Raw genomic sequence first — 22,257 nt, 5'->3', positions numbered from 1 at the left:
CAAGTCTACAAAGGAGAAATAGAGGAGAAAAATCAAGCTGCATCAAGCAACTCAACAGCGCGAATTATCCTTGACTTCTACCCTCCTGTCAACTGTTTCCCCATCTATTTTCAAGTATTTTGCTAAAAAACAACAAAGTCGCTATCCCCCTCTTTTTCTTGCTATTTTCGCCCATATATAAAAAGAATTTAGGGCCGTCTGAAACATATATTGCCACTAAAGATAAACGGCTCCATACTCACACATTCATAGTCCATATCAACCCGACCCAAAGACCATGACCACCCCACTTTCCCTTGCCGTCGTCGGCCATACCAACACAGGCAAAACCTCGCTCTTACGCACACTTTTACGCGACAGCACCTTCGGCGAAGTGAAAAACGCGCCCTCTACCACGCGCCATGTCGAAGAAGCCCTTATCAACGACGGTGACGACAGCTTGGTTTACCTCTACGACACACCTGGTCTTGAAGATGCCGGTGGCGTATTGGACTGGCTGGAAACACACACATCCGCACGCGATGACGGTATCGAACGCATCCAACAATTCCTCAGCAACCATGAAGCACATCACGAATTCAACCAAGAGGCAAAAGTGCTGCGCCAAGTCATGCAAAGCGATATGGCCATGTATGTTATCGATGCGCGGGAACCTGTCCTCGACAAATACAAAGATGAGTTGACCATTTTGTCTTGGTGCGCCAAGCCCATCATGCCCGTGTTCAACTTCACCCAAAATCAAGACCTGACCGCTTGGACCAATATGCTCGCCCGCAGAAACCTGCATGTTTACGCCGGTTTCGATACCGTTGCCTTCGACTTTGAAGGCGAAATCCGATTGTGGGACAACCTTGCCACCATGTTACCTAAGCGCGACATCCTCGACCGCCTCATCAATATGCGCCGGCGCGAGTGGCAACGGCTGGATACGGAAGCGCGTCGTGAAATTGCCGATTTTCTGCTGGATGCCGCCGCATTTACCCAAGAAATTGCCGAAAACGACGACCCTGCCCCGACTTTGGAAGTCATGCAATCGGAAATCCGCCAACTTGAGCGGCAAATGCAACAACGCCTGTTCACACTTTACCGCTTCTATCACGACGAAGTCGGCAGTGACAGCACATGGATGCCCAAAGCCTTCAAACAAGATCCGTTTGACAGCGAATTGCTCAAACATTACGGCATCCGTACCGGTACCGGCGCAACCGCAGGTGCACTCATCGGCTTAGGCTTGGATATTGCCACGCTTGGCGGCTCGCTTGGTTTGGGCACAGCCATCGGTGGACTGTTGGGCGGCATTTTGCCCAATGCCCAAGACATCACCGACAAAATCAACGGCCGGCAAACCCTGCATACTGATCCGGAAACCCTTACCCTGCTCGCCGCACGCGCACTGGATTTATTGCACGTCTTGCAAACGCGCGGCCACGCGGCTCAATCACATATCGAGCTAAAAGAACGCAAAGCGCCATGGAATACGGCCAAATTGCCAAGCGAACTCAACAAAGCACGCAGCAACCGCAAATGGTCTTCGCTCAATACACACCAGCCCGAAGCCAGCCGTAACGAACGCGCAGCCTATGTCGCCACTTTAAGCGAGAAATTAAAAGCTTAGAATTGCCGCATAACAAAAAGGCCGTCTGAAACCCAAATGTTTCAGACGGCCTTTTAAGCTTAGCAGGCAAATATTTATTCAGAAGCTTTGGTTTCGCGTTTCAAACCGCCGCCAAGTGCTTTATACAAGTCGGCAAGGTTTTCCAAACGGGTCAGCTGATTAGCCAAAAGAGCAGTTTCTGCGCCGTAACTGCTGCGCTCGGCATCCAGCAAATCCAATGCACTGGATACGCCATGTTTGTAGCGCAGGCTGATGAGGCGCAGGCTGTCGTTGTAGGCACGGCTTTGTTTGCTCAAAGCGGCATAGCTTTTATCCAGCTGTTCGCGTGCAACCAACGCATTGGAAACGTCTTTGAATGCGGATTGAACAGCGGCTTCATAAGCAACGATTTGTGCCTGTTGGCGCAGTTTGGCTACGTCAAGATTGGCTTTGTTTGTGCCCCAATCAAAGATAGGCAGAGTGATGGATGGTGCAAAAGCCCAAATACCCGTGCCGCTCTTAAACAGGCCGCTCAACTCGCCGGAAGCGGTACCGACAGAACCGGTCAGGCTGATGCGCGGGAAAAACGCCGCACGTGCCGCACCGATATTGGCATTGGCTTGTTTGAGCGCGTGTTCGGCCGCACGGATATCCGGACGGTTGAGCAACAGGTCCGAACTCAAACCGGCAGGCAGTTTGGTCATTTTGAACTGTTTGTTCAAAGGCAAACCGGCAGGCAAGTCTTCAGGCAAAGGTTGATTAATCAACATAGCCAAGGAATTTCGCGCTTGCTCGCGGTTTTTTACCGCAGATGCGTAATCGGCTTTGGCCGATTCAATCAGCGCTTCCTGTTGGTGCAAATCAACGGCGGAAATCACGCCGGCCTTATGGCGTAATTGCGAGAGCTTGTAAGTCGCTTCACGGGTTTGTAATACGCGTTGTGCCAATGCCATGGTTTCTTCCGCGTAGCGTTCGTTAAAGTAGGCTTTGGCAACGGTAGAAATCAGGGTCAGATGGGCGGCATCGCGGTTTGCGGCCACATTAAAATAACCTTGCAACGCGGCTTCGCTGGTGCTGCGGACACGGCCGAAGAGGTCAAGCTCATAAGAGGCTGCGCCCAAACCCACGCTGTATTGGCTGCTAACGCTGCCGCCACTCAAACTGCCTTGACGCGAACCTGTACCGCTGGCATTGACGGTTGGCAACAAATTATTACGCGCAATCATGTATTGCTTGCGGTAGATTTCCGCATTCAGCGCGGCTGTACGCAAATCGGTATTGCGTTCCAATGCGATGTCGATCAGGCGGTGAAGGCGAGGATCGGCAAAGTAATCTTGCCAACCCAATTCGGCTGCACGGATACCGTCGTCAACAGTGTCGTATTTAAACGTATCGGCCACGGCAACTTGAGGCTGCTCATATTTCGGCATCATGGTACAGGCCGACAAAGCCACGGCGGCGGCAACGGCGGTCAGTACAGGTTTGAATGTAATCTTCTTCATTTTAGAATCCTTTAGCATTTTGAGGCCGTCTGAAAATTTTTCAGACGGCCTTTGCTTTAGTGCTTGTCTGAATCGTGTTTACCGTCTTCAATCATGCCGGCTTCAGCGGCGTGTTTGGCGGCCATCTCATGCTCGTGTGCGGTTTCTTTAAAGAATTTGCGCACAACCACATAGAACAAAGGCACAAGGAACACAGACAGAATCGTACCGATCAACATACCCCAGACCACGGTCGTACCAATCGCACGTTGGCTGGCGGAGCTGGCACCGCTGGCAACATAAAGCGGTACCACGCCCAAGATGAAGGCAAACGAAGTCATGATAATCGGACGGAAACGCAAGTGTGCGGCGGCAAGCGCAGCTTCAAGCGCGCTCTTGCCTTGCGCTTGCAGGTCTTTGGCAAACTCGATAATCAAAATCGCGTTTTTCGCACTCAAACCCATCACCGTAACAAAACCGACTTGGAAGTAGATATCGTTGGCGTATGCCGGAATACTGCCCAGCAGTGCCTCAAACATGTTACGGCCGGTCACGCCCAATGCCGCGCCAATCAAGCCCAACGGAATCACAAGGATAACCGCCAACGGGATAGACCAGCTTTCGTACAAAGCAGCCAATACTAAGAATACAGCGGCAGCGGCCAATGCGTACAACACGACAGTTTGTGAGCTGCCTTTAGCCTCTTCACGAGACTGACCGCCCCATTCCAGACTGTAACCGCCGCCCATTTCATCAACCATTTGCTGCACCGCAGCCATGGCTTGACCGGAAGATACGCCATTAACAGGAGAGCCGGAAAGCTCCATTGCCGGATAACCATTGAAGCGGACGCTTTGTTCCATACCGTTTTCCCAAGAAACAGTAGCAATGGTAGAAAGCGGTACGGCAACGCCGGATTTGTTCGGTACAGTCAGGTTCAGAATATCGGCAGGCTGCATACGGGCACTCGCATCAGCTTGTACCATCACGCGTTGCAGACGGCCTTGATTCGGGAAGTCGTTTACATAAGACGAACCCAAAGAAGAAGCCAAAGCAGTACGGATGTCAGAGAACGAAATACCTTGTGCGGCTGCTGCGGCACGGTTGATGTCGATTTTCAACTGCGGCGCATCTTCCAAACCGCTCGCACGAACGGTACTTGGGTTAAACAAACCGCTTTTGCGCATTTTGTCAATCAACTCATTGCGCTTGGCCAATAATGCGGCATGGCCGCTGTTGTTACGGTCTTGCAGGTAAATCGTCAAGCCGGAGCCTGTACCCAATTCCATAATGGCAGGAGGCACAATCGCCAAACCGAAACCGTCTTTCAGCGTAGCCATCATCATGCCGGTCAACTTACCGGAAATAGAAGTCGCATCGCTGCCCGGAGCAGTACGTTCGCTCCAGTCTTTCAGAATGACAAAGCCCAAAGCCATGTTTTGGCCGGAACCGCTAAAACTAAAGCCGGAAACGGTAACAATGTTCTCGATCTCAGGTACAGATTTCGCCAGTTGAGTGATTTGAGCCAAAGTTGCATCGGTACGCTCTTTGGTCGCGCCGGCAGGCAGCTGTACGCTCAACATCAAGTTACCTTGGTCTTCAGTCGGCAAGAAGGAAGTCGGCAGACGCATAAACAGGAATACGCCCACAACAGTCAAACCGATATAGACAACCATCATGCGCAAAGTCTTGCGCAAGACTTTGGCTACCCAGCCTTCGTAGCCGTGTGTCCAGTTGTCGAATTTCTTGTTAAACCAACCGAAGAAACCTTTTTTCTCTTCGTGATGACCATTCTGAATCGGCTTGAGCATGGTGGCACACAATGCCGGAGTCAGCGTCAAAGCAAGGAATGCGGAGAAGCCGATCGATGCCACCATGGTCAGGGCAAACTGTTTGTAAATGTTACCGGTTGCACCGCTAAACATTGCCAGCGGCACAAATACGGACATCAACACGGCAGTAATACCGATCACCGCGCCGGAAATCTGACTCATCGCTTTTTTGGTTGCAGCCTTAGGCGGCAGACCTTCGCTCGCCATAATACGCTCAACGTTTTCAACGACCACAATCGCATCATCGACCACAATACCAATTACCAATACCATCGCAAACATGGTCAATACGTTAATCGACATACCCATATATGAGATAAAGGCAAAACCGCCCAACAGGGAAATCGGCACGACAATAGTCGGAATCAGCGTATAGCGGATATTTTGCAGGAAGAGATACATCACCAAGAATACCAATACGATGGCTTCCAAAAGCGTATGGATCACTTTCTCAATCGAAATTTCCACAAATTTGGAAGTATCGTAAGGAACTTTCCAGCTCATGCCGTCTGGAAAATACTTCTGCAAAACTGCCATTTTTTCTTTCACGGCAGTCGCCGTTGCCAAAGCGTTACCGCTGTTGGACAGCATCACTGCCATACCGGTGGTATTCACGCCGTTCAAACGTGTGGAAGTAGAATAGTCCTGCATACCCAAGCTGACTTTGGCAACGTCTTTCAGATAGACATTAGAACCATCGGTATTGGATACCAAAATGATGTTGCCAAACTCTTCAGCCGTTCTTAATTGCCCTTCCGCAGTAACGGTCGCCGAAATGGTCTGACCTGCAGCCGCCGGCAAAGAACCGATAGAGCCTGCAGAAATTTGGATATTTTGAGTAGCCAGTGCGTTGGTTACCGTTGCAAAAGACAAGTTGTAGTTTTGCAGTTTTTTCGGGTCAACCCAAATACGCATGGCGCGTTGCGCACCAAACAATTGTACCTGCCCTACCCCGTCGATACGCTGCAGTTCAGGAATGATATTGCGCTGGGCGTAATCGTTCATTTCCTCAATGGATTGCTTTTCAGAAGAAAGCATGACCACTTGCAAGAAGTTGGAACGCGCTTTAGATACGGTTACACCATATTGCTGTACGGTAGACGGCAATGTGGACAACACTTCCGACAATTTGTTCTGCACGTCCACCTGCGCCAAATCTTCATTGGTTTCCGGTGTAAACGTCAGACTGACGCTGCTGCTGCCGCTGGAATTGGCAGAAGTCGTCATATAGTCCAAACCTTCCACACCGTACATATTACGTTCGATAACGGCCAGTACACTGTCTTCCATTACCTGAGCAGAAGCGCCCGGATAAGTAGCGCGCAAAGTAATGGTCGGTGCTGCAACGGACGGATATTGGGAAATTGGCAGTTTTTGAATGCCGAAAATACCCGCTGCGATGATAAAAATCGCAATAACCCATGCAAAGATGGGGCGGTCAATAAAAAACTTAGACATTCACGCGTTCCTTATTTGGCTTCAGATGCAGCTTTAGCTTCAGGCTTGGCCTCGGATGCAGCCTGGCCGTCTGAAACTGCCGGGGTTGCCGCTGCGGCGTTTGCAGGCGGCGTCCATTCTTTCGGCGTTACCTTTTTAGCACCCGACATAGCGGCAATGCTGATGCCTTCAACAATCACTTTGTCGCCGTCTTTCAGGCCGTCTGTAATCACCCAATTGCTACCTTGCTGTTGGGCAATGGTCACGACACGCGCTTCCATTTCGCTCTTGTCATTCACCACCATCACCGTATCTTGCGAACCGCGGGTAACTGCTTGTTGCGGCACTACAAATGCATTATCCACTGCAACTTGTTCCATCAATACGCGTACATACAAGCCCGGCATCAAGATATTTCTGTCATTAGGAATGGCAGCGCGCAAGGTAATTTGACCGGTCGTTTCGTTAACAGTCGGATCTGCAAACAGCAGACGGCCTTTTTCAGGGTAAACCGTACCGTCGTCAAATTTGATGTCCACTGCAATCGCGCCGTTTGCCGCCAACAATTTGCCTTCAGCAACCTGTTGACGCAGTTTCATAACCTCACTGGCAGATTGGGTAACGTTGACATACATCGGATTGGTTTGTTGGATGGTGGCCAAAACGGTGGTATCGCCGGCATTCAACAGCGTACCTTCAGAAACTTTAGATTGACCGATAAAGCCGGAAATCGGCGCAGTAATGCGGGAGCGGTTCAGGCTGATACCGGCAGATTTGATAGCTGCTTGTGCAGATTTGACGCCTGCCTCGGCTGAGCGCTTGGCGGTTACGGCTGCATCATATTCCTGTTGGCTGATGGCATCGGCGGCAACCAGCGGTTTGTAGCGGGCCAAGTCGGCATTCGCTTTGGCCAAAGTCGCTTGCGCACTCGCCAACTGGGCGCGTGCGCTTTCTAAGTTTGCTTCATAAGTCGAGCTGTCGATTTGGTATAAAGGCTGACCGGCTTGCACATAGCTGCCCTCTTGGAATAGGCGTTTTTGCAAAATACCGCCGACTTGGGCGCGAACTTCAGCAGTACGCAATGATTCCAGACGGCCCGGCAACTCGGTTGTCAATGCAACGGTTTCCGGATGCACGGTAACCACGCGGACTTCAGGGGCAGGTTGATTTTGCTGTTGCTGACTGCCTTGCGCCTGTTGGCCGGCTGCCTTCTCATCGCCTTTGCCGCAAGCAGAAAGCGCCAATGCAGTAGCCGCCGCAATCGATACGACACGCATCATTTTAGAAGCATAAAGAGCCATAATTTTCCTATCTCTATGATAAATAAGGGTTTGACTAATTAAAAATTGATTACTTTAATCTCATATTTCGCAAACAGAAATTGCCTGCTTTTATGAAAAACAGGCTGATTATATAGTGTTGAGAAACACTATCAAGTATTGAATTAAATTATACATACATTCTTGCATTTTCAGAAGTAATTTTTTATAATCCGAACCATAAATTTACATTCCCCACAAAACAACTATGAGAAGAACCAAAACCGAAGCCTTAAAAACCAAAGAATATCTCATGCTTGCCGCATTGGATACGTTTTATCAGAAAGGCATTGCCCGCAACTCGCTTAACGAAATTGCCCAAGCCGCAGGCGTAACGCGCGGCGCGCTGTATTGGCATTTCAAAAACAAAGAAGATTTGTTTGACGCCTTGTTCCAACGGATTTGCGACGACATCGAAAGCTGCATAAAAGAAGACTCGAACAACAATAACGAACAGGCTTGGTCAAGCTTCCGACTAACTCTGACCCGTTTCTTCGAGCGCCTGCAACACAACGATCTTCACTATAAATTCCACAGCATTTTGTTTTTAAAATGCGAACACACCGAGCAAAACGAGGCGGTCATTGCCATCGCTAAAAAACACCAATCGCTATGGCGTGAAAAAATCGTTGCTGTCCTGACTGATGCGGTACAACAAAAAGCGTTGGCGGATAATTTAGATATCGATATGGCAGTCATCTTCATCAAGTCTTCATTAGACGGCTTGATTTGGCGCTGGCTTTCTTCAGGTCAAGGCTTCGATTTGGCGCAAACCGCCCCCCGCATGATTGAAATCATCATTGATACATTGGAAAATCATCCGCAATTAAGAAAACAATCATAAACATCAAAAATAAAAGGCCGTCTGAAACATTAAAAGTTTCAGACGGCCTTTTGGTTCAAACCTAATTAACGTGTTACCGGTTTGTAACGGATACGTTTCGGTTTCGCGCCCTCTTCACCCAAACGGCGTTTCTTATCGGCTTCGTATTCCTGATAGTTGCCGTCAAAGAACACCCATTTAGAGTCGCCTTCACAAGCCAAGATATGCGTAGCGATACGGTCGAGGAACCAACGGTCATGCGAAATCACCATCACGCTGCCGGCAAATTCCAACAATGCGTCTTCCAACGCGCGCAGAGTTTCCACATCGAGGTCGTTGGACGGTTCGTCCAACAGCAAGACGTTGCCGCCGCTCAACAAGGTTTTTGCCAAGTGCAGACGGCCGCGTTCGCCACCAGACAATTGACCGGCAATTTTGCTTTGGTCGCTGCCTTTGAAGTTGAAGCGTCCCAAATATTGGCGGGCAGGAATTTCAAACTGACCAACCTGTAAAATGTCGCGGCCTTCGGCGATGTTGTCGAACACAGTTTTGTCGTTTTGCAAACCTTCGCGACTTTGGTCAATCAAGCTCATTTTCACGGTTTGGCCGATTTTCACTTCGCCGGAATCGGGCTGCTCTTTGCCCGAAATCATTTTGAACAACGTCGATTTACCCGCGCCGTTCGGGCCGATGATGCCGACAATCGCGCCAGCAGGCACTTTGAAGCTCAAATCGTCAATCAACACTTTGTCGCCGAACGATTTGGAAACATTCACAAATTCAATCACTTCGTTACCCAAACGCTCGGCAACAGGAATGAAGATTTCCTGCGTTTCATTGCGTTTTTGGTATTCGTAGTTACTCATTTCTTCAAAACGCGCCAGACGCGCTTTGGACTTGGCTTGGCGGCCTTTGGCATTTTGGCGCACCCATTCCAATTCCTGCTTCATCGCTTTCACGCGCGCGGCTTCGGATTTAGCCTCGTTTTCCAAGCGTTTTTCTTTCTGTTCCAGCCAAGACGAGTAATTGCCTTTCCAAGGAATACCGTGGCCGCGGTCAAGTTCCAAAATCCATTCGGCAGCATTATCGAGGAAGTAGCGGTCGTGCGTTACCGCAACGACTGTACCGGGGAAGCGCACTAAGAATTGCTCCAGCCATTCCACCGATTCCGCATCCAAGTGGTTGGTCGGCTCGTCCAGCAGCAGCATATCCGGTTTGCTCAACAAGAGTTTGCACAAGGCAACGCGGCGTTTTTCACCGCCGGACAGATTGCCGATTTTGGCATCCCATTCCGGCAAGCGCAGCGCATCGGCGGCGATTTCCAATTCGTGTTCCGCACCGCCGCCCGTGGACGAACCTGCCGCAATAATCGCTTCCAAACGGCCCTGTTCTTCCGCCAGCGCGTCAAAATCCGCATCGGGATTGGCATACTCGGCATACACTTCTTCCAAACGTTTCTGCGTGGCAGCCACTTCACCCAAACCGCTTTCCACTTCCTCGCGCACAGTTTTCTCAGGATCAAGCTCGGGCTCTTGCGGCAGGTAGCCGATTTTAATGCCGCCCATCGGCACGGCTTCGCCCTCAAATTCTTTATCCACGCCCGCCATAATCCGCAGTACAGTAGATTTACCCGCACCGTTCAAACCAAGCAAACCGATTTTTGCACCGGGGAAAAATGAAAGGGAAATGTCTTTAATAATGGTTTTTTGCGGCGGCACAACCTTGCTCACGCGCAGCATAGAATAGACGTATTGTTGGGACATAGTTTTCTCGTTTTCATCAAACAAATTTCAGACGGCCCATTTTAACCTATTGCCCCAATACTTGCTTGTTCAAATGCCGTCTGAAAATAGAAATAAGCATCAAAATATACACCGCGCCGAACCGATACCCTCATTGCCCGACGGTATCAATGCCAAACCGCAAAAAATTTGATTTAAGCCAGTTTATCCTTGAACTGGCATTGCCAATATCCGGCGCGCTTCATAAAATGCACCTATATCCTTGAAAGTACGCACACAAACAATAACGACAGAGAACACCACACCAAGGAACCTTTCAGATTTCTCAATAAAAATACTTTTTAAAAAAAGGATTTACCTCATGTCGGAAAATACGCAAAAAACAGCAAAACAAGGTTTGCCGTCACTGGCAAAAAGTACGATTTGGATGCTGAGCTTCGGCTATCTCGGCGTTCAGACGGCCTTTACCCTGCAAAGCTCACAAATGAGCCGAATTTTTCAAACTTTAGGCGCCGACCCGCACAATTTGGGCTGGTTTTTCATTCTGCCCCCATTGGCCGGTATGTTGGTTCAGCCGATTGTGGGCTACTACTCAGACCGCACCTGGATGCCGCGCTTGGGCGGCCGCCGTCTGCCCTATCTGCTTTACGGTACGCTGATTGCGGTTATCGTCATGATTCTGATGCCGAACTCGGGCAGCTTCGGTTTTGGTTACGCTTCTTTGGCGGCCTTGTCGTTTGGCGCGCTGATGATTGCGCTGTTGGACGTGTCCTCCAATATGGCAATGCAGCCGTTTAAGATGATGGTCGGCGACATGGTCAACGAGGAGCAGAAAAGCTACGCCTACGGCATTCAAAGTTTCTTAGCAAATACGGGCGCGGTTGTGGCGGCGATTCTGCCGTTTGTGTTTGCGTATATCGGTTTGGCGAACACGGCCGAAAAAGGCGTCGTGCCGCAGACCGTGGTCGTTGCGTTTTATGTGGGTGCGGCGTTGCTGGTAATTACCAGCGCGTTCACGATTTTCAAAGTCAAAGAATACGATCCGGAAACCTACGCCCGCTATCACGGCATCGATGTCGCCGCGAATCAGGAAAAAGCCAACTGGTTCGAACTTTTGAAAACCGCACCTAAAGCGTTTTGGACGGTGACTTTGGTACAATTCTTCTGCTGGTTTGCCTTCCAATATATGTGGACTTACTCGGCAGGCGCGATTGCGGAAAACGTGTGGCAGACAACCGATGCCTCTTCCGTAGGCTACCAAGAAGCAGGCAACTGGTACGGCGTTTTGGCGGCGGTACAATCCATTGCTGCCGTTATCTGCTCGTTTATTCTGGCAAAAGTACCGAATAAATACCATAAAGTCGGTTATTTCGGTTGCTTGGCTTTGGGTGCGCTCGGTTTCTTCTCCGTTTTCTTCATCAGCAATCAATACGCGCTGGTGTTGTCTTATACCTTAATCGGTATTGCGTGGGCCGGTATCATTACCTATCCTTTGACGATTGTGACCAATGCCCTCTCAGGCAAACACATGGGTACTTATTTGGGTCTGTTTAACGGTTCTATCTGTATGCCTCAGATCGTCGCCTCTCTGCTGAGCTTTATCCTCTTCCCTATGCTGGGCAGCCATCAGGCAACCATGTTCTTGGTTGCAGGCGCGGTCTTGCTGCTGGGAGCCTTCTCAGTATGTCTGATTAAAGAGACCCACGGCGAATAATCCATCCATACCATCGGCAAAGGCCGTCTGAAACCTTTGCCGAACTTACGATTTTAATAACAGGAGCTTCATAAATGTACACGAGAATCATGGAAGTCAGCCCTTGGACACTGCGTTCGACAAAACTGGAAAAAGAGCACAAACGGCTGCAAGAGAGCCTGACCAGCTTGGGCAACGGCTATATGGGCATGCGCGGCAACTTTGAAGAAACCTACTCCGCCGACAGCCACTTGGGTACCTACATCGCCGGCGTGTGGTTCCCCGACAAAACCCGTGTCGGCTGGTGGAAAAACGGCTATCCTAAATATTTCGGCAAAGCCATCAATGCGCTCAATTTCAGCAAAGTCAGAATCTTTGTCGACAATCAGGAAGTGGATTTGGCGAAAAACGACGTTGCTGGCTTCTCCGTCGAACTCGATATGCAGCACGGCGTGTTGCGCCGCTCGTTCACCGTATTCGGCGTGCGTTTCGATGTGTGCAAATTCCTGTCCGTCGCGCAAAAAGAGCTGGCGGTTATCCGCTGGGAAGCCGTATCCGTCGACGGCAAAACCCACCAAGTCCGCATCGATTCCATCATCGACGCCGACGTGAAAAACGAAGACTCCAACTACGAAGAAAAATTCTGGCAGGTATTGGACAAAGGCGTTTCAGACGACCGCTCCTACATTGCCACCCAAACCGTCGCCAATCCTTTCGGCGTGGAACAATTCATCGTCAACGCCGAGCAAACCTTCGCCGGCAGCTTCAAAGCCCTCGGCGGCAGCCAAACCGACTGGCAGGTCTCCAATTCTTTCGAGGCCGAAGTCGGCGGCACGCCTGAAACCTTTGAAAAACGCGTGATTGTTACCACCAGCCGCGATTATCAAGGCTTGGAAGCGGTGAAAGCCACAGGCCGCGCCTTGTCGGAAAAAATCGCAGGCGTTGCGTTTGAAACCTTGCTGGACGCACACAAAGCAGGCTGGCTGCACCGTTGGGAAATCGCCGACGTGGTCATTGAAGGCAGCGACGAAGCGCAGCAGGGCATCCGCTTCAACCTGTTCCAACTGTTCTCCACCTACTACGGCGAAGACGCGCGTCTGAACATCGGCCCCAAAGGCTTTACCGGCGAAAAATACGGTGGCGCGACCTATTGGGACACCGAAGCCTATGCCGTACCGCTCTATCTTGCACTGGCGGAACCCGAAGTTACCCGCAACCTGCTGCAATACCGTCGCAACCAACTGCCGCAGGCGCAGCACAACGCGCGCGAACAGGGCTTGGCGGGCGCACTCTATCCGATGGTAACGTTTACAGGCATTGAGTGCCACAACGAATGGGAAATCACCTTCGAGGAAATCCACCGCAACGGCGCGATTCCTTACGCCATCTACAACTACACCAACTACACCGGCGACGAAAGCTATCTTGCCAAAGAAGGCTTGGAAGTCTTGGTCGAAGTGTCCCGCTTCTGGGCGGACCGCGTCCACTTCTCCAAACGCAACGGCAAATACATGATTCACGGCGTAACCGGCCCGAACGAATACGAAAACAACATCAACAACAACTGGTACACCAACACCCTCGCCGCATGGGTATTGGACTACACCCGCGAAGCCTTGGCGAAATACCCGCGTCCGGATTTGAACGTGAGCGCCGCCGAGTTGGAAAAATGGGCGGACATCAGCGCGAATATGTACCGTCCGCATGACGAAGAACTCGGCGTGTTCGTACAACACGACGGCTTCCTCGACAAAGACATCCGCCCCGTGTCCGCACTTTCGCCCGAAGATTTGCCACTCAACCAGAAATGGTCGTGGGACAAAATCCTGCGTTCGCCCTTCATCAAACAGGCGGACGTATTGCAAGGCATCTACTTCTTCGGCGACCGTTTCAATATCGACGAAAAACGCCGCAACTTCGACTTCTACGAACCGATGACCGTGCACGAAAGCTCGTTGTCGCCTTGTATCCACGCCATCCTCGCCGCCGAACTGGGCAAAGAAGAAAAAGCCGTGGAAATGTACCAGCGCACCGCCCGCCTGGACTTGGACAACTACAACAACGACACCGAAGACGGTTTGCACATCACCTCCATGACCGGCTCGTGGCTCGCCATCGTCCAAGGTTTCGCCCAAATGAAAACCTGGGGTGGCAAACTCAGCTTCGCACCGTTCCTGCCGAGTGCGTGGACAGGCTACGCCTTCCACATCAACTACCGAGGCCGTCTGATTAAAGTCGCCGTTGGCAAAGAAAACGTGGTTTTCACCCTGCTCAAAGGCGAGCCGCTCGATTTGCAGGTGTATGGCAAAGACATCACGCTTAGCGGCAGCCACACCGTTGCATTGGAAAAATAAGGAGGGCGCAAAATGACTTTTACCGCAGTGCTCTTTGACCTCGACGGCGTCATCACCGACACCGCCGAATACCACTACCGCGCATGGAAAAAGCTCGCCGAAGAACTGGGCATCAGTATCGACCGCAAGTTTAACGAGCAGCTCAAAGGCGTATCGCGCGACGATTCACTCAAACGCATCCTCGCGCACGGCGGCAAAACCGTCAGCGAAGCCGAGTTCGCCGAACTGACCAGCCGCAAAAACGACAACTACGTCGAGATGATTCAGGCAGTCAAACCCGAAGACGTGTACCCCGGCATTTTGCCGCTGCTGGAAGCATTGAGGGCAAACGGCAAAAAAATCGCCCTCGCGTCCGCCAGTAAAAACGGCCCGTTCCTGCTGGAACGCATGGGACTTACCCACTTCTTCGACGCCGTCGCCGACCCTGCCGCCGTCGCGCATTCCAAACCCGCCCCCGACATCTTCCTCGCCGCCGCCGAGGGCGTGGGCGCGGACATCCGCCAATGCATCGGCATTGAAGACGCCGCCGCCGGCGTCGCCGCCATCAAAGCCGCCGGCGCCTTGCCCATCGGCGTGGGCAAAGCCGAAGACTTGGGCAGCGACATCGCGCTGGTGTCCGGCACTGCCGAGCTGACCTACGCCTACCTGCAAAACGTGTGGGAGCAGTCGGGCAGATAAAATATTAAAGAAGTAAAAAGGCCGTCTGAAAACCTGATTCAGGTTTTCAGACGGCCTTTCTTCTTTTAGAACAGAGTGATAACCCAACTTACACAACCCTAAAAACTGAATACCAACTTTTCAACCATGCTATTCAAATTTATTTGAAAGATTTTCTCTGACCAGCCAACCTTAACAATCACTATTGAAATGCGCGCCGATGTTTTGCCGTCTAGCGTATGCGGCTTGGGCTACGGCGAGGCTGCATTCGAGCAGGTTGCGGTTTTCGTATTCGGACGCGGTGTGCGGCTCGGCTTGGTTTTGCTTCCAAAGCCGCAGTTGGGCGATGGCGCGGCGCAGGTCGGTATCGTTGCGGAGGATGCCCAGATGGCGTTGGTTGAACGCTTGCAGGACGGGGCGGCTGAATGTGTTTTGGAGGTCGTCTGAAAAGATGTCTGCTTCGGCGGAGGGATTTTCAGACGACCTTTTGGACGGTGCGGTTTGGAACGCTTGTCCGTCCGCGATGGTTTGGGCGGCAAGTCTGGCGGTTACGACGCATTCGAGCAGGGAGTTGCTGGCGAGGCGGTTGGCTCCGTGCAACCCTGTGCAGGCGGTTTCGCCTAAGGCGTAGAGCTGCGGCAGGGAGGTTCTGCCGCAGGGGTCGGTTTGGATGCCGCCGCAGGTGTAGTGTTGCACGGGGCGGACGGGGATGGCTTGGCGCGTGATGTCCAAGCCGCATTGGGATAAACAGTGTCGGTGGATAGACGGGAAATGCTGACGGACGAACGCCGCGGGTTGATGGCTGATGTCGAGTGAGACGAAGTCTTGCGTTTGTTTGGCGATTTCGGCGGCGATGGCGCGGGCAACGATGTCGCGCGGTGCGAGTTCGGCGCGGCGGTCGTAATGCGGCATAAACCGTTCGCCCGATTGGTTGGTTAGGATGCCGCCTTCGCCGCGCACGGCTTCGGAAATCAGGAAGGTGCGGCCGTTTTCAGACGGCCTTGCCAAGCCTGTAGGGTGGAATTGGATAAATTCGAGGTTTTCGACTACGCAGCCTGCGCGTATCGCCATGGCGATAGCGTCGCCCGTGCATTCGGGCGGCGTGGTGGTGGCGGCGTAAATCTGCCCCAAGCCGCCGCCTGCAAGTACGGTATGATGGGCGTGGATGCGGTAGGTTTCTTGCGTTCGGCGGTCAAGGACGGTTAGCCCGCACACTGCGCCTGATTCGGTTTGAACGTCCAACGCCATCTGCCGCTCGCAAACGCGGATGTTCGGGCGGCGGCGTATTTGGGCGATCAGGCTCTGCATGACGGCTTCGCCCGTGTAGTCGGCGACGTGGACGATTCGGCGGCAGGTATGCCCGCCTTCGCGCGTCAGGTGCAGGTCGTTATTATTTTGGTCGAACGCCACGCCCTGCGCCAGCAGCCATTCGATTGCCGGTTTGCCCTGCGACAGGATGGTGCGGACGGCGGCTTCGTTGCACAAACCTGCTCCCGCTTCCAAAGTATCGGCAACGTGTTTTCCGATGTCATCCTCTCCCGACCACACCGCCGCAATCCCGCCTTGCGCATGACGGCTGGCGGTGTCGTCCAGCCAGTTTTTGCACAAAATGACGATGCGGAACGATTCAGGCAGCGACAAGGCGAGCGTCAATGCCGCCAGCCCGTTTCCGGCAATCAATACGTCGCAATCGGTTTGCATGGTGTTGTCCTTGTTTGAGAGGTCGTCTGAAACGGCAATATGGACGGAAAATCAGGCGGGGCCCATGCCGTTGAACACATCTTTTTTCTTCAGCCCTGCCGCGAAGTCGAGCATACGCTGCAAAGGCAGTTTGGCGGCTTCTCCCAGCTTTCTGTCCAACAGGATTTCGTTGTACCCGCTTGCCAGGGCGTATTTGATGCCACCCAGCGAATTCATTGCCATCCACGGGCAGAACGCGCAGCTTTTGCAGCTTCCGCCGTTGCCCGCCGTCGGGGCGGCGATAAACTCTTTGTCGGGTGCCTGCTTTTGCATTTCGTGCAGGATGCCCAAATCGGTCGCCACGATGAATTTTTTTTCGGGGCGCGATACGGCGGCTTTGAGTAGCTTGCTGGTCGAGCCGACCACGTCGCCCAATTCGATGACGCTTTGAGGCGATTCGGGATGAACCAGCACCACCGCGTCGGGATGTTCCGCCTTCAACGCCGCCAATTCCTGCCCTTTGAATTCGTTATGGACGATACACGAACCCTGCCACAGCAGCATATCCGCGCCCGTTTCGCGGCGGATGTAGTCGCCGAGGTGGCGGTCGGGTCCCCAAATCAACTTCTCGCCGCGCGATTTCAAATACGACACGATTTCCAACGCCACCGAAGACGTGACCACCCAGTCGGCACACGCTTTCACGGCAGCGGAAGTGTTGGCGTACACTACGACTGTGCGGTCGGGGTGTTGGTCGCAAAACGCTGAAAACGCCTCTTCCGGGCAACCCAAATCCAAAGAACATTCTGCTTCCAAATCAGGCATCAGCACTGTTTTTTCAGGGCAGAGGATTTTCGCGCTCTCGCCCATGAAGCGTACGCCCGCCACCACCAATGTATCGGCTTCGTGTTCCGCGCCGAAGCGCGCCATCTCCAGCGAATCGCCCACGCATCCGCCCGTTTCCAAAGCCAAATCCTGAATCAGCGGATCGACGTAATAATGCGCCACCAAGACCGCGTTTTTCTCCTTCAACAAAGCCTTGATTTCATCTTTCAGACGGCCTGCCGTCTCGCGGTCGGGTGTGTCGGCAACCTTCGCCCACGCCTGACGGATTTGGCAGGCGGAAGTCGGCGTCTGAATGAGGGGCATATCGTAGTCGAACGAGCGGCGGGCGGCGGTTTGCATGATGTTTCCTTGTGGCTGTTTTTCAGACGGCATAAAGGTTTGCCGTCTATGTTTCAAATAGTTTTTATATTATGCTCAACTTGAGTATAATATGCAAGGTCGTCTGAAAACCGCTTTGGTTTACAATAAGGTTTTCTCTTGAATGAAAGCCACGCATGGATGCCTATCCTGAAACAGCAGCCAATACGCAAAGTATCGTCGAGCTGGTTCCTGTACTGATCGCCATTACAAACGGCAGCTTGAGGGTTTTGACCGTTGCCCAAGGAGCGCTGCTGCCCAACGGCCTGCTTGCACCGCTTCGCCACTCCTTGCAGGCAGGGGTCAGGATGTGGGTCGCTAAGCAGACATCTCAGCCCATGGGTTATGTAGAACAGCTTTACACATTTGTCGATACGCGCCGTCAAAACGAGCAAGGCCTGCCTGTCTTGTACGTCAGCTATCTGGGACTGGTGCGCGAGGCCTCCGACAGCATCCTGCACCCGGATGCGAAATGGCAGGACTGCTACAGCTATTTCCCGTGGGAAGATTTGCGCACCGACAGCGGGCAGCGCGACGCCATCGTCAGCCGCCTGCGCATTTGGGCAAACTCGGCGGACACGGAGGAAGTGCGCCAAAAGCGGCTCAAGCGCATTCACTTGTGCTGGGGGGTCGAACCGGAAAACTGGTCGGAAGAATACGTTTTGCAACGCTATGAAATACTGTATGAAAGCGGCCTGATAGCGGAAGCCGCCGAGCCGCAGGCAAACTTCGACTTTGCGCTCACGGGGCAGCCCATGCGCCACGACCACCGCCGCGTGTTGGCAACCGCCCTGTCCCGCCTGCGCGCCAAAATCAAATACCGCCCCGTTATTTTCGAACTGATGCCGCCCGAATTTACGCTGCTGCAACTGCAAAACAGTGTCGAAGCCATCAGCGGCAGACTGCTGCACAAACAAAACTTCCGCCGCCAGATTCAGCAGCAAAACCTCATCGAGCCGTCGGATACCGGCGTATCGGGCAGCAAAGGCCGTCCCGCGCAGCTTTACCGCTTCCGCGACGACGTCCTGCCCGACAGGTTAATTTCGGACATCGGACTGCCGCTGGGCAGCCGTTAGCCCGTTTTCAGATGACCTATAGTGGATTAACAAAAATCAGGACAAGGCAACGAAGCCGCAGACAGTACAGATAGTACGGAATCGATTCACTTGGTGCTTCAGCACCTTAGAGAATCGTTCTCTTTGAGCTAAGGCGAGGCAACGCCGTACTGGTTTAAATTTAATCCACTATAAAATGAAGTTTTGCCCCATCGGTGCAACATCCATCTTTTTCAACAAAGGAAACCCCATGCCGTCTGAAAACACCCTCTTCCCCCTGCCCGACACCCTGTTTCGCCCTATGATCGAACAAGCCTTGAGCGAAGATTTGGGCAGGCGCGGCGACATTACGTCCGCCGCCGTCATCGCACCCGACAAAACCGCCAAACTCTTCCTCGTCAGCCGCGAAGACGGTGTCATCGCCGGCATAGACTTGGCTCGTCTCGCCTTTCAGACGATAGATCCGTCAGTCCGCTTCCAAGCCGAAATCCAAGACGGACAAGCCGTCCGCGCAGGTCAGACGCTGGCAGCCGTCGAAGGCAACGCCCGCGCACTGCTCGCTGCCGAACGCACCGCGCTCAACTACCTTACGCACTTGAGCGGCATCGCCACCGCCACCGCGCGTGCCGTCACCGAAGTCGCCGAATACGGTACAGACATCGTGTGCAGCCGCAAAACCATCCCCCTGCTGCGCGTCCTGCAAAAATACGCTGTCAGGACAGGCGGCGGCGTAAACCACCGTATGGGTTTGGACGATGCCGTACTCATTAAAGACAACCATCTTGCCTATTGCGACAGCATCGCCCAAGCCGTGCAGCAGGCAAAACAGGCGGTCGGACCGTTGACCTGCGTGGAAATCGAAGTGGACACGCTGGCACAACTGGACGAAGCCATCGTGGCGGGCGCGGAACGGATTTTGCTGGACAACATGGACGACGAAACCTTGAAAGAAGCGGCAAACCGCTGCCACACGCAAACCGCCCACCCCCACACCGTCTATTGCGAAGCATCGGGCGGCATCGGCTTCGACCGCCTGAAGCGCGTGGCACAAACCGGCGTGGACGGCATTGCCCTCGGCTATCTGACCCACAGCAGCCGCTCGTTGGACATAGGCTTGGATTTCATGGCTTAAGTTCGAGTTGGCTATAAAGCAAAAAGGCCGTCTGAAATTTCAGACGGCCTTTAATATTACCCATCAACCCAACGTTACCATCTCAATCTGCTCCATACTTCTACCCAAGAAGCGTTCGCCGATGGTGCGGAAACGCAGTGGGATGTCGCTGACGTAGAAGCGGTAATCCGGATTGTCGTTTTCCGTGTTCAGCAAACCTGCTTGCGCCAAGGCTTTGGCGGTGGCTTCGGCGGTGGTGATGGCGGAATCGACCAAGGTAACGTTTTGTGCTTCACGGCCGATAAGCGGTTTGAGCAGTGGGAAGTGGGTACAACCCAACACCAGCGTGTCGATGTCGTCAGCCAAAAGCGGCTTGAGATATTCGCGCACGGTCAGGCGGGTAACTTCGTGATCAAGCCAGCCCTCTTCCACCAATGGCACAAGCAGGGGCGCGGCTTGCGTGCGCACCAGTGTGTCGTTGTTTTGCGAATGGATGGCGCGCGCATAGGCGTTGCTGTTGACGGTAGTGTTGGTTGCGATAATGCCGATTCGGTTGTTTTTGGTGGTTTGTAAAGCGGCTTCCGCGCCGGCAGAGATGACGTCCAATACAGGCATATTGCCTGCTTTTTGACGGATTTTTTGTCCGGCAACGGCGGCGATGGTGTTGCACGCGATGACGAGTGCCTTGACATCGTTTTCCAGCAGGAAATCGACAATCTGCATGGCAAAGGTTTCGATGGTGGCGCGGGATTTGGTGCCGTAGGGAACGCGTGCGGTATCGCCGAAATAGATGATGTTTTCCATCGGCAGGCGTTCCATCAGGGCGCGAACATTGGTCAAGCCGCCGACGCCGGAATCAAATACGCCGATGGGGCGTTGTTTGCTGGTACTCATGGTTAATTTCTTCAATATAAATTCGAGGCCGTCTGAAACCGTTTTTCAGACGGCCTGAAGGTTAAACATATTCTTTTTTATCGTTTTCCATCCAAGCCTGATGCGAGCAAACCCACAACAGTACGATACCGCACACGGTCGAGCTCAACATCATACCGGCCATTACCAAGGCAGAACCATTGTGCAGCCAAGTCGTGGCCATGCCGACCGATGCGCCGATGAGGGATTGGAACACGCCCAAAACGGCATTTGCGCTGCCGCCCTCTTCGCTGAAATAGCCCATAAAGCAGGCTTGCGTGTTCGCACCGACCAAGCCTTGCGTACCGACTGAAAACATCACGCACAACACCAAAGCCCACAAAGGCGGTAAAGACAGCAACAACACCAAAACAGCCATCAGCAGATTGGCGGCAAATTGGACGATAATGCCCCATTTGAGGATGTTTTGCGGATGCGTACCGGTTTTCAAACGCCATGCGGTAACACGGTTAAACGACATCATGGTAATGATATTAAGCGCAAATATCCAAGCGTATTGGTTTGGTGAAACATGATACAGGTGTTGGTACACGAACGATGATTCGGTCAAAAAGGCAAACATCGAACCGAAACTGAAAGCTTGGAAAAACAAATAGCCCATCGCGGCACGCGTCCTCAAAACACGTTTAAACCTGCCCGCCACCACGCCGAACACGTCCATGCTGATTTTGCCTTTTTGGTGCGGCTTGGGCAGGAAATACCACATCAAACCCCAAAGCAGCAGCGAATAGCAGGCCAGAAAGCCGAAAATCATGCGCCAGCCGCCCAAATTCTGCAAGCCCGCACCAATCATCGGCGCCATCAGCGGCACAATCATCAGAATGATGCCGATTAAGGCAAACATCTGCGCGGCTTTGCGTCCGGAATAATAATCGCGCACCATCGCACCGGAAATCACCACGGTCATCCCCGCGCCAAACGCCTGCAAGGCACGCAAGTTCAGCAGCTGCTCGACATTATTCACCATCGTCAAACCGATAACGGCGGCAAAGTAAATGCTCAAGCCCACCAAGGCGACAGGTTTGCGGCCTTTAATATCCGAAATCGAACCACCGACCACCTGGCCAAACGCCACGCCAAACATAAAAAAGCTCAGGCTTTGCTCGATACGGTGGATGTCCGAACCCAGCGACTTCGCCATTTCGGGAATCGCAGGCAGATAAGCATCGACAGAAAACGGCATCAGCGCGACCAACATCGCCATCAGCACGGCCATGGTTTTTTCGCCCAAAGGGGCTTGTTGTGCAGTCATTGCGACTTTCGCTTTCGTAAAAAATATTCAAAAAACAAAGAAAACAACCGCCTTGTCAGACGGTTGCGGATTGGATGGAATTATAGCAGAT

General features: G+C 52.7%; 15 protein-coding genes. 7 read left to right on the top strand and 8 right to left on the bottom strand.

The features are described from left to right. Positions 1-277: 277 nt before the first annotated feature. Positions 278-1,615, top strand: a complete 1,338-nt coding sequence (locus HMPREF2551_RS04560; protein ID WP_070837447.1) for a GTPase/DUF3482 domain-containing protein — start codon at positions 278-280, stop codon at positions 1,613-1,615. Positions 1,616-1,689: 74 nt separating this feature from the next. Here HMPREF2551_RS04560 and HMPREF2551_RS04555 read toward each other — a convergent pair whose 3' ends face one another. From HMPREF2551_RS04555 to HMPREF2551_RS04545, 3 genes are read right to left on the bottom strand one after another with little or no spacing between them, the layout of a single operon-like run. Then, positions 1,690-3,096 (bottom strand): efflux transporter outer membrane subunit, encoded by a 1,407-nt coding sequence (locus HMPREF2551_RS04555; protein ID WP_107831885.1) that lies wholly within the window; start codon positions 3,094-3,096, stop codon positions 1,690-1,692. 56 nt (positions 3,097-3,152) lie between these two features. After that, positions 3,153-6,365, bottom strand: coding sequence for an efflux RND transporter permease subunit (locus HMPREF2551_RS04550; RefSeq protein ID WP_070837445.1), 3,213 nt, complete (start codon positions 6,363-6,365; stop codon positions 3,153-3,155). Positions 6,366-6,376: 11 nt separating this feature from the next. Then, positions 6,377-7,645 (bottom strand): efflux RND transporter periplasmic adaptor subunit, encoded by a 1,269-nt coding sequence (locus tag HMPREF2551_RS04545; protein WP_070837443.1) that lies wholly within the window; start codon positions 7,643-7,645, stop codon positions 6,377-6,379. 226 nt (positions 7,646-7,871) lie between these two features. On the opposite strand from HMPREF2551_RS04545, the gene HMPREF2551_RS04540 reads away from it, so the two are divergent. Further along, positions 7,872-8,507 (top strand): multidrug efflux system transcriptional repressor MtrR, encoded by a 636-nt coding sequence (locus HMPREF2551_RS04540; RefSeq protein ID WP_049343935.1) that lies wholly within the window; start codon positions 7,872-7,874, stop codon positions 8,505-8,507. 65 nt (positions 8,508-8,572) lie between these two features. Here the strand turns inward: HMPREF2551_RS04540 and ettA are convergent, their stop codons facing one another. Beyond that, on the bottom strand, positions 8,573-10,249 hold the full coding sequence (gene ettA, locus HMPREF2551_RS04535; protein ID WP_070837441.1) for an energy-dependent translational throttle protein EttA: 1,677 nt from the start codon (positions 10,247-10,249) through the stop codon (positions 8,573-8,575). A gap of 340 nt (positions 10,250-10,589) precedes the next feature. Here ettA and HMPREF2551_RS04530 point away from each other — a divergent pair, with 340 nt between their 5' ends. From HMPREF2551_RS04530 to pgmB, 3 genes are all read left to right on the top strand, one after another. Then, entirely contained in the window at positions 10,590-11,942 is a 1,353-nt protein-coding gene (locus tag HMPREF2551_RS04530) for an SLC45 family MFS transporter (RefSeq protein WP_070837440.1), read from the top strand. 74 nt (positions 11,943-12,016) lie between these two features. Further along, positions 12,017-14,275 (top strand): glycoside hydrolase family 65 protein, encoded by a 2,259-nt coding sequence (locus HMPREF2551_RS04525; RefSeq protein ID WP_070837438.1) that lies wholly within the window; start codon positions 12,017-12,019, stop codon positions 14,273-14,275. A gap of 12 nt (positions 14,276-14,287) precedes the next feature. Next, complete coding sequence (pgmB, locus tag HMPREF2551_RS04520) at positions 14,288-14,953, top strand: beta-phosphoglucomutase (protein WP_070837436.1); 666 nt, start codon at positions 14,288-14,290, stop codon at positions 14,951-14,953. Positions 14,954-15,124: 171 nt separating this feature from the next. On the opposite strand, the gene nadB is transcribed toward pgmB, so the two are convergent. Both nadB and nadA read right to left on the bottom strand, forming a co-directional pair. Further along, positions 15,125-16,633: an L-aspartate oxidase gene (gene nadB, locus HMPREF2551_RS04515; RefSeq protein ID WP_070837434.1), complete on the bottom strand. Its 1,509-nt coding sequence runs from the start codon at positions 16,631-16,633 to the stop codon at positions 15,125-15,127. A gap of 51 nt (positions 16,634-16,684) precedes the next feature. Continuing rightward, the gene (gene nadA, locus HMPREF2551_RS04510; protein WP_070814239.1) at positions 16,685-17,797 is read right to left on the bottom strand and encodes a quinolinate synthase NadA; all 1,113 of its coding nucleotides are present in this window, start codon (positions 17,795-17,797) and stop codon (positions 16,685-16,687) included. Between the two features lie 155 nt (positions 17,798-17,952). On the opposite strand from nadA, the gene HMPREF2551_RS04505 reads away from it, so the two are divergent. Both HMPREF2551_RS04505 and nadC read left to right on the top strand, forming a co-directional pair. Beyond that, positions 17,953-18,891: an NUDIX hydrolase gene (locus HMPREF2551_RS04505; RefSeq protein ID WP_070837432.1), complete on the top strand. Its 939-nt coding sequence runs from the start codon at positions 17,953-17,955 to the stop codon at positions 18,889-18,891. A gap of 229 nt (positions 18,892-19,120) precedes the next feature. Then, entirely contained in the window at positions 19,121-20,002 is an 882-nt protein-coding gene (nadC, locus tag HMPREF2551_RS04500; protein ID WP_070837430.1) for a carboxylating nicotinate-nucleotide diphosphorylase, read from the top strand. Positions 20,003-20,065: 63 nt separating this feature from the next. Here nadC and murI read toward each other — a convergent pair whose 3' ends face one another. Further along, entirely contained in the window at positions 20,066-20,875 is an 810-nt protein-coding gene (gene murI / locus HMPREF2551_RS04495) for a glutamate racemase (protein ID WP_003747483.1), read from the bottom strand. A gap of 61 nt (positions 20,876-20,936) precedes the next feature. Then, positions 20,937-22,166: a multidrug effflux MFS transporter gene (locus HMPREF2551_RS04490; protein ID WP_070837428.1), complete on the bottom strand. Its 1,230-nt coding sequence runs from the start codon at positions 22,164-22,166 to the stop codon at positions 20,937-20,939. Positions 22,167-22,257 lie beyond the last annotated feature (91 nt).

The sequence above is a fragment of the Neisseria sp. HMSC066H01 genome (assembly GCF_001837375.1).
Classification (GTDB): domain Bacteria; phylum Pseudomonadota; class Gammaproteobacteria; order Burkholderiales; family Neisseriaceae; genus Neisseria.
This window is presented reverse-complemented; position numbering and strand designations above follow the sequence as displayed.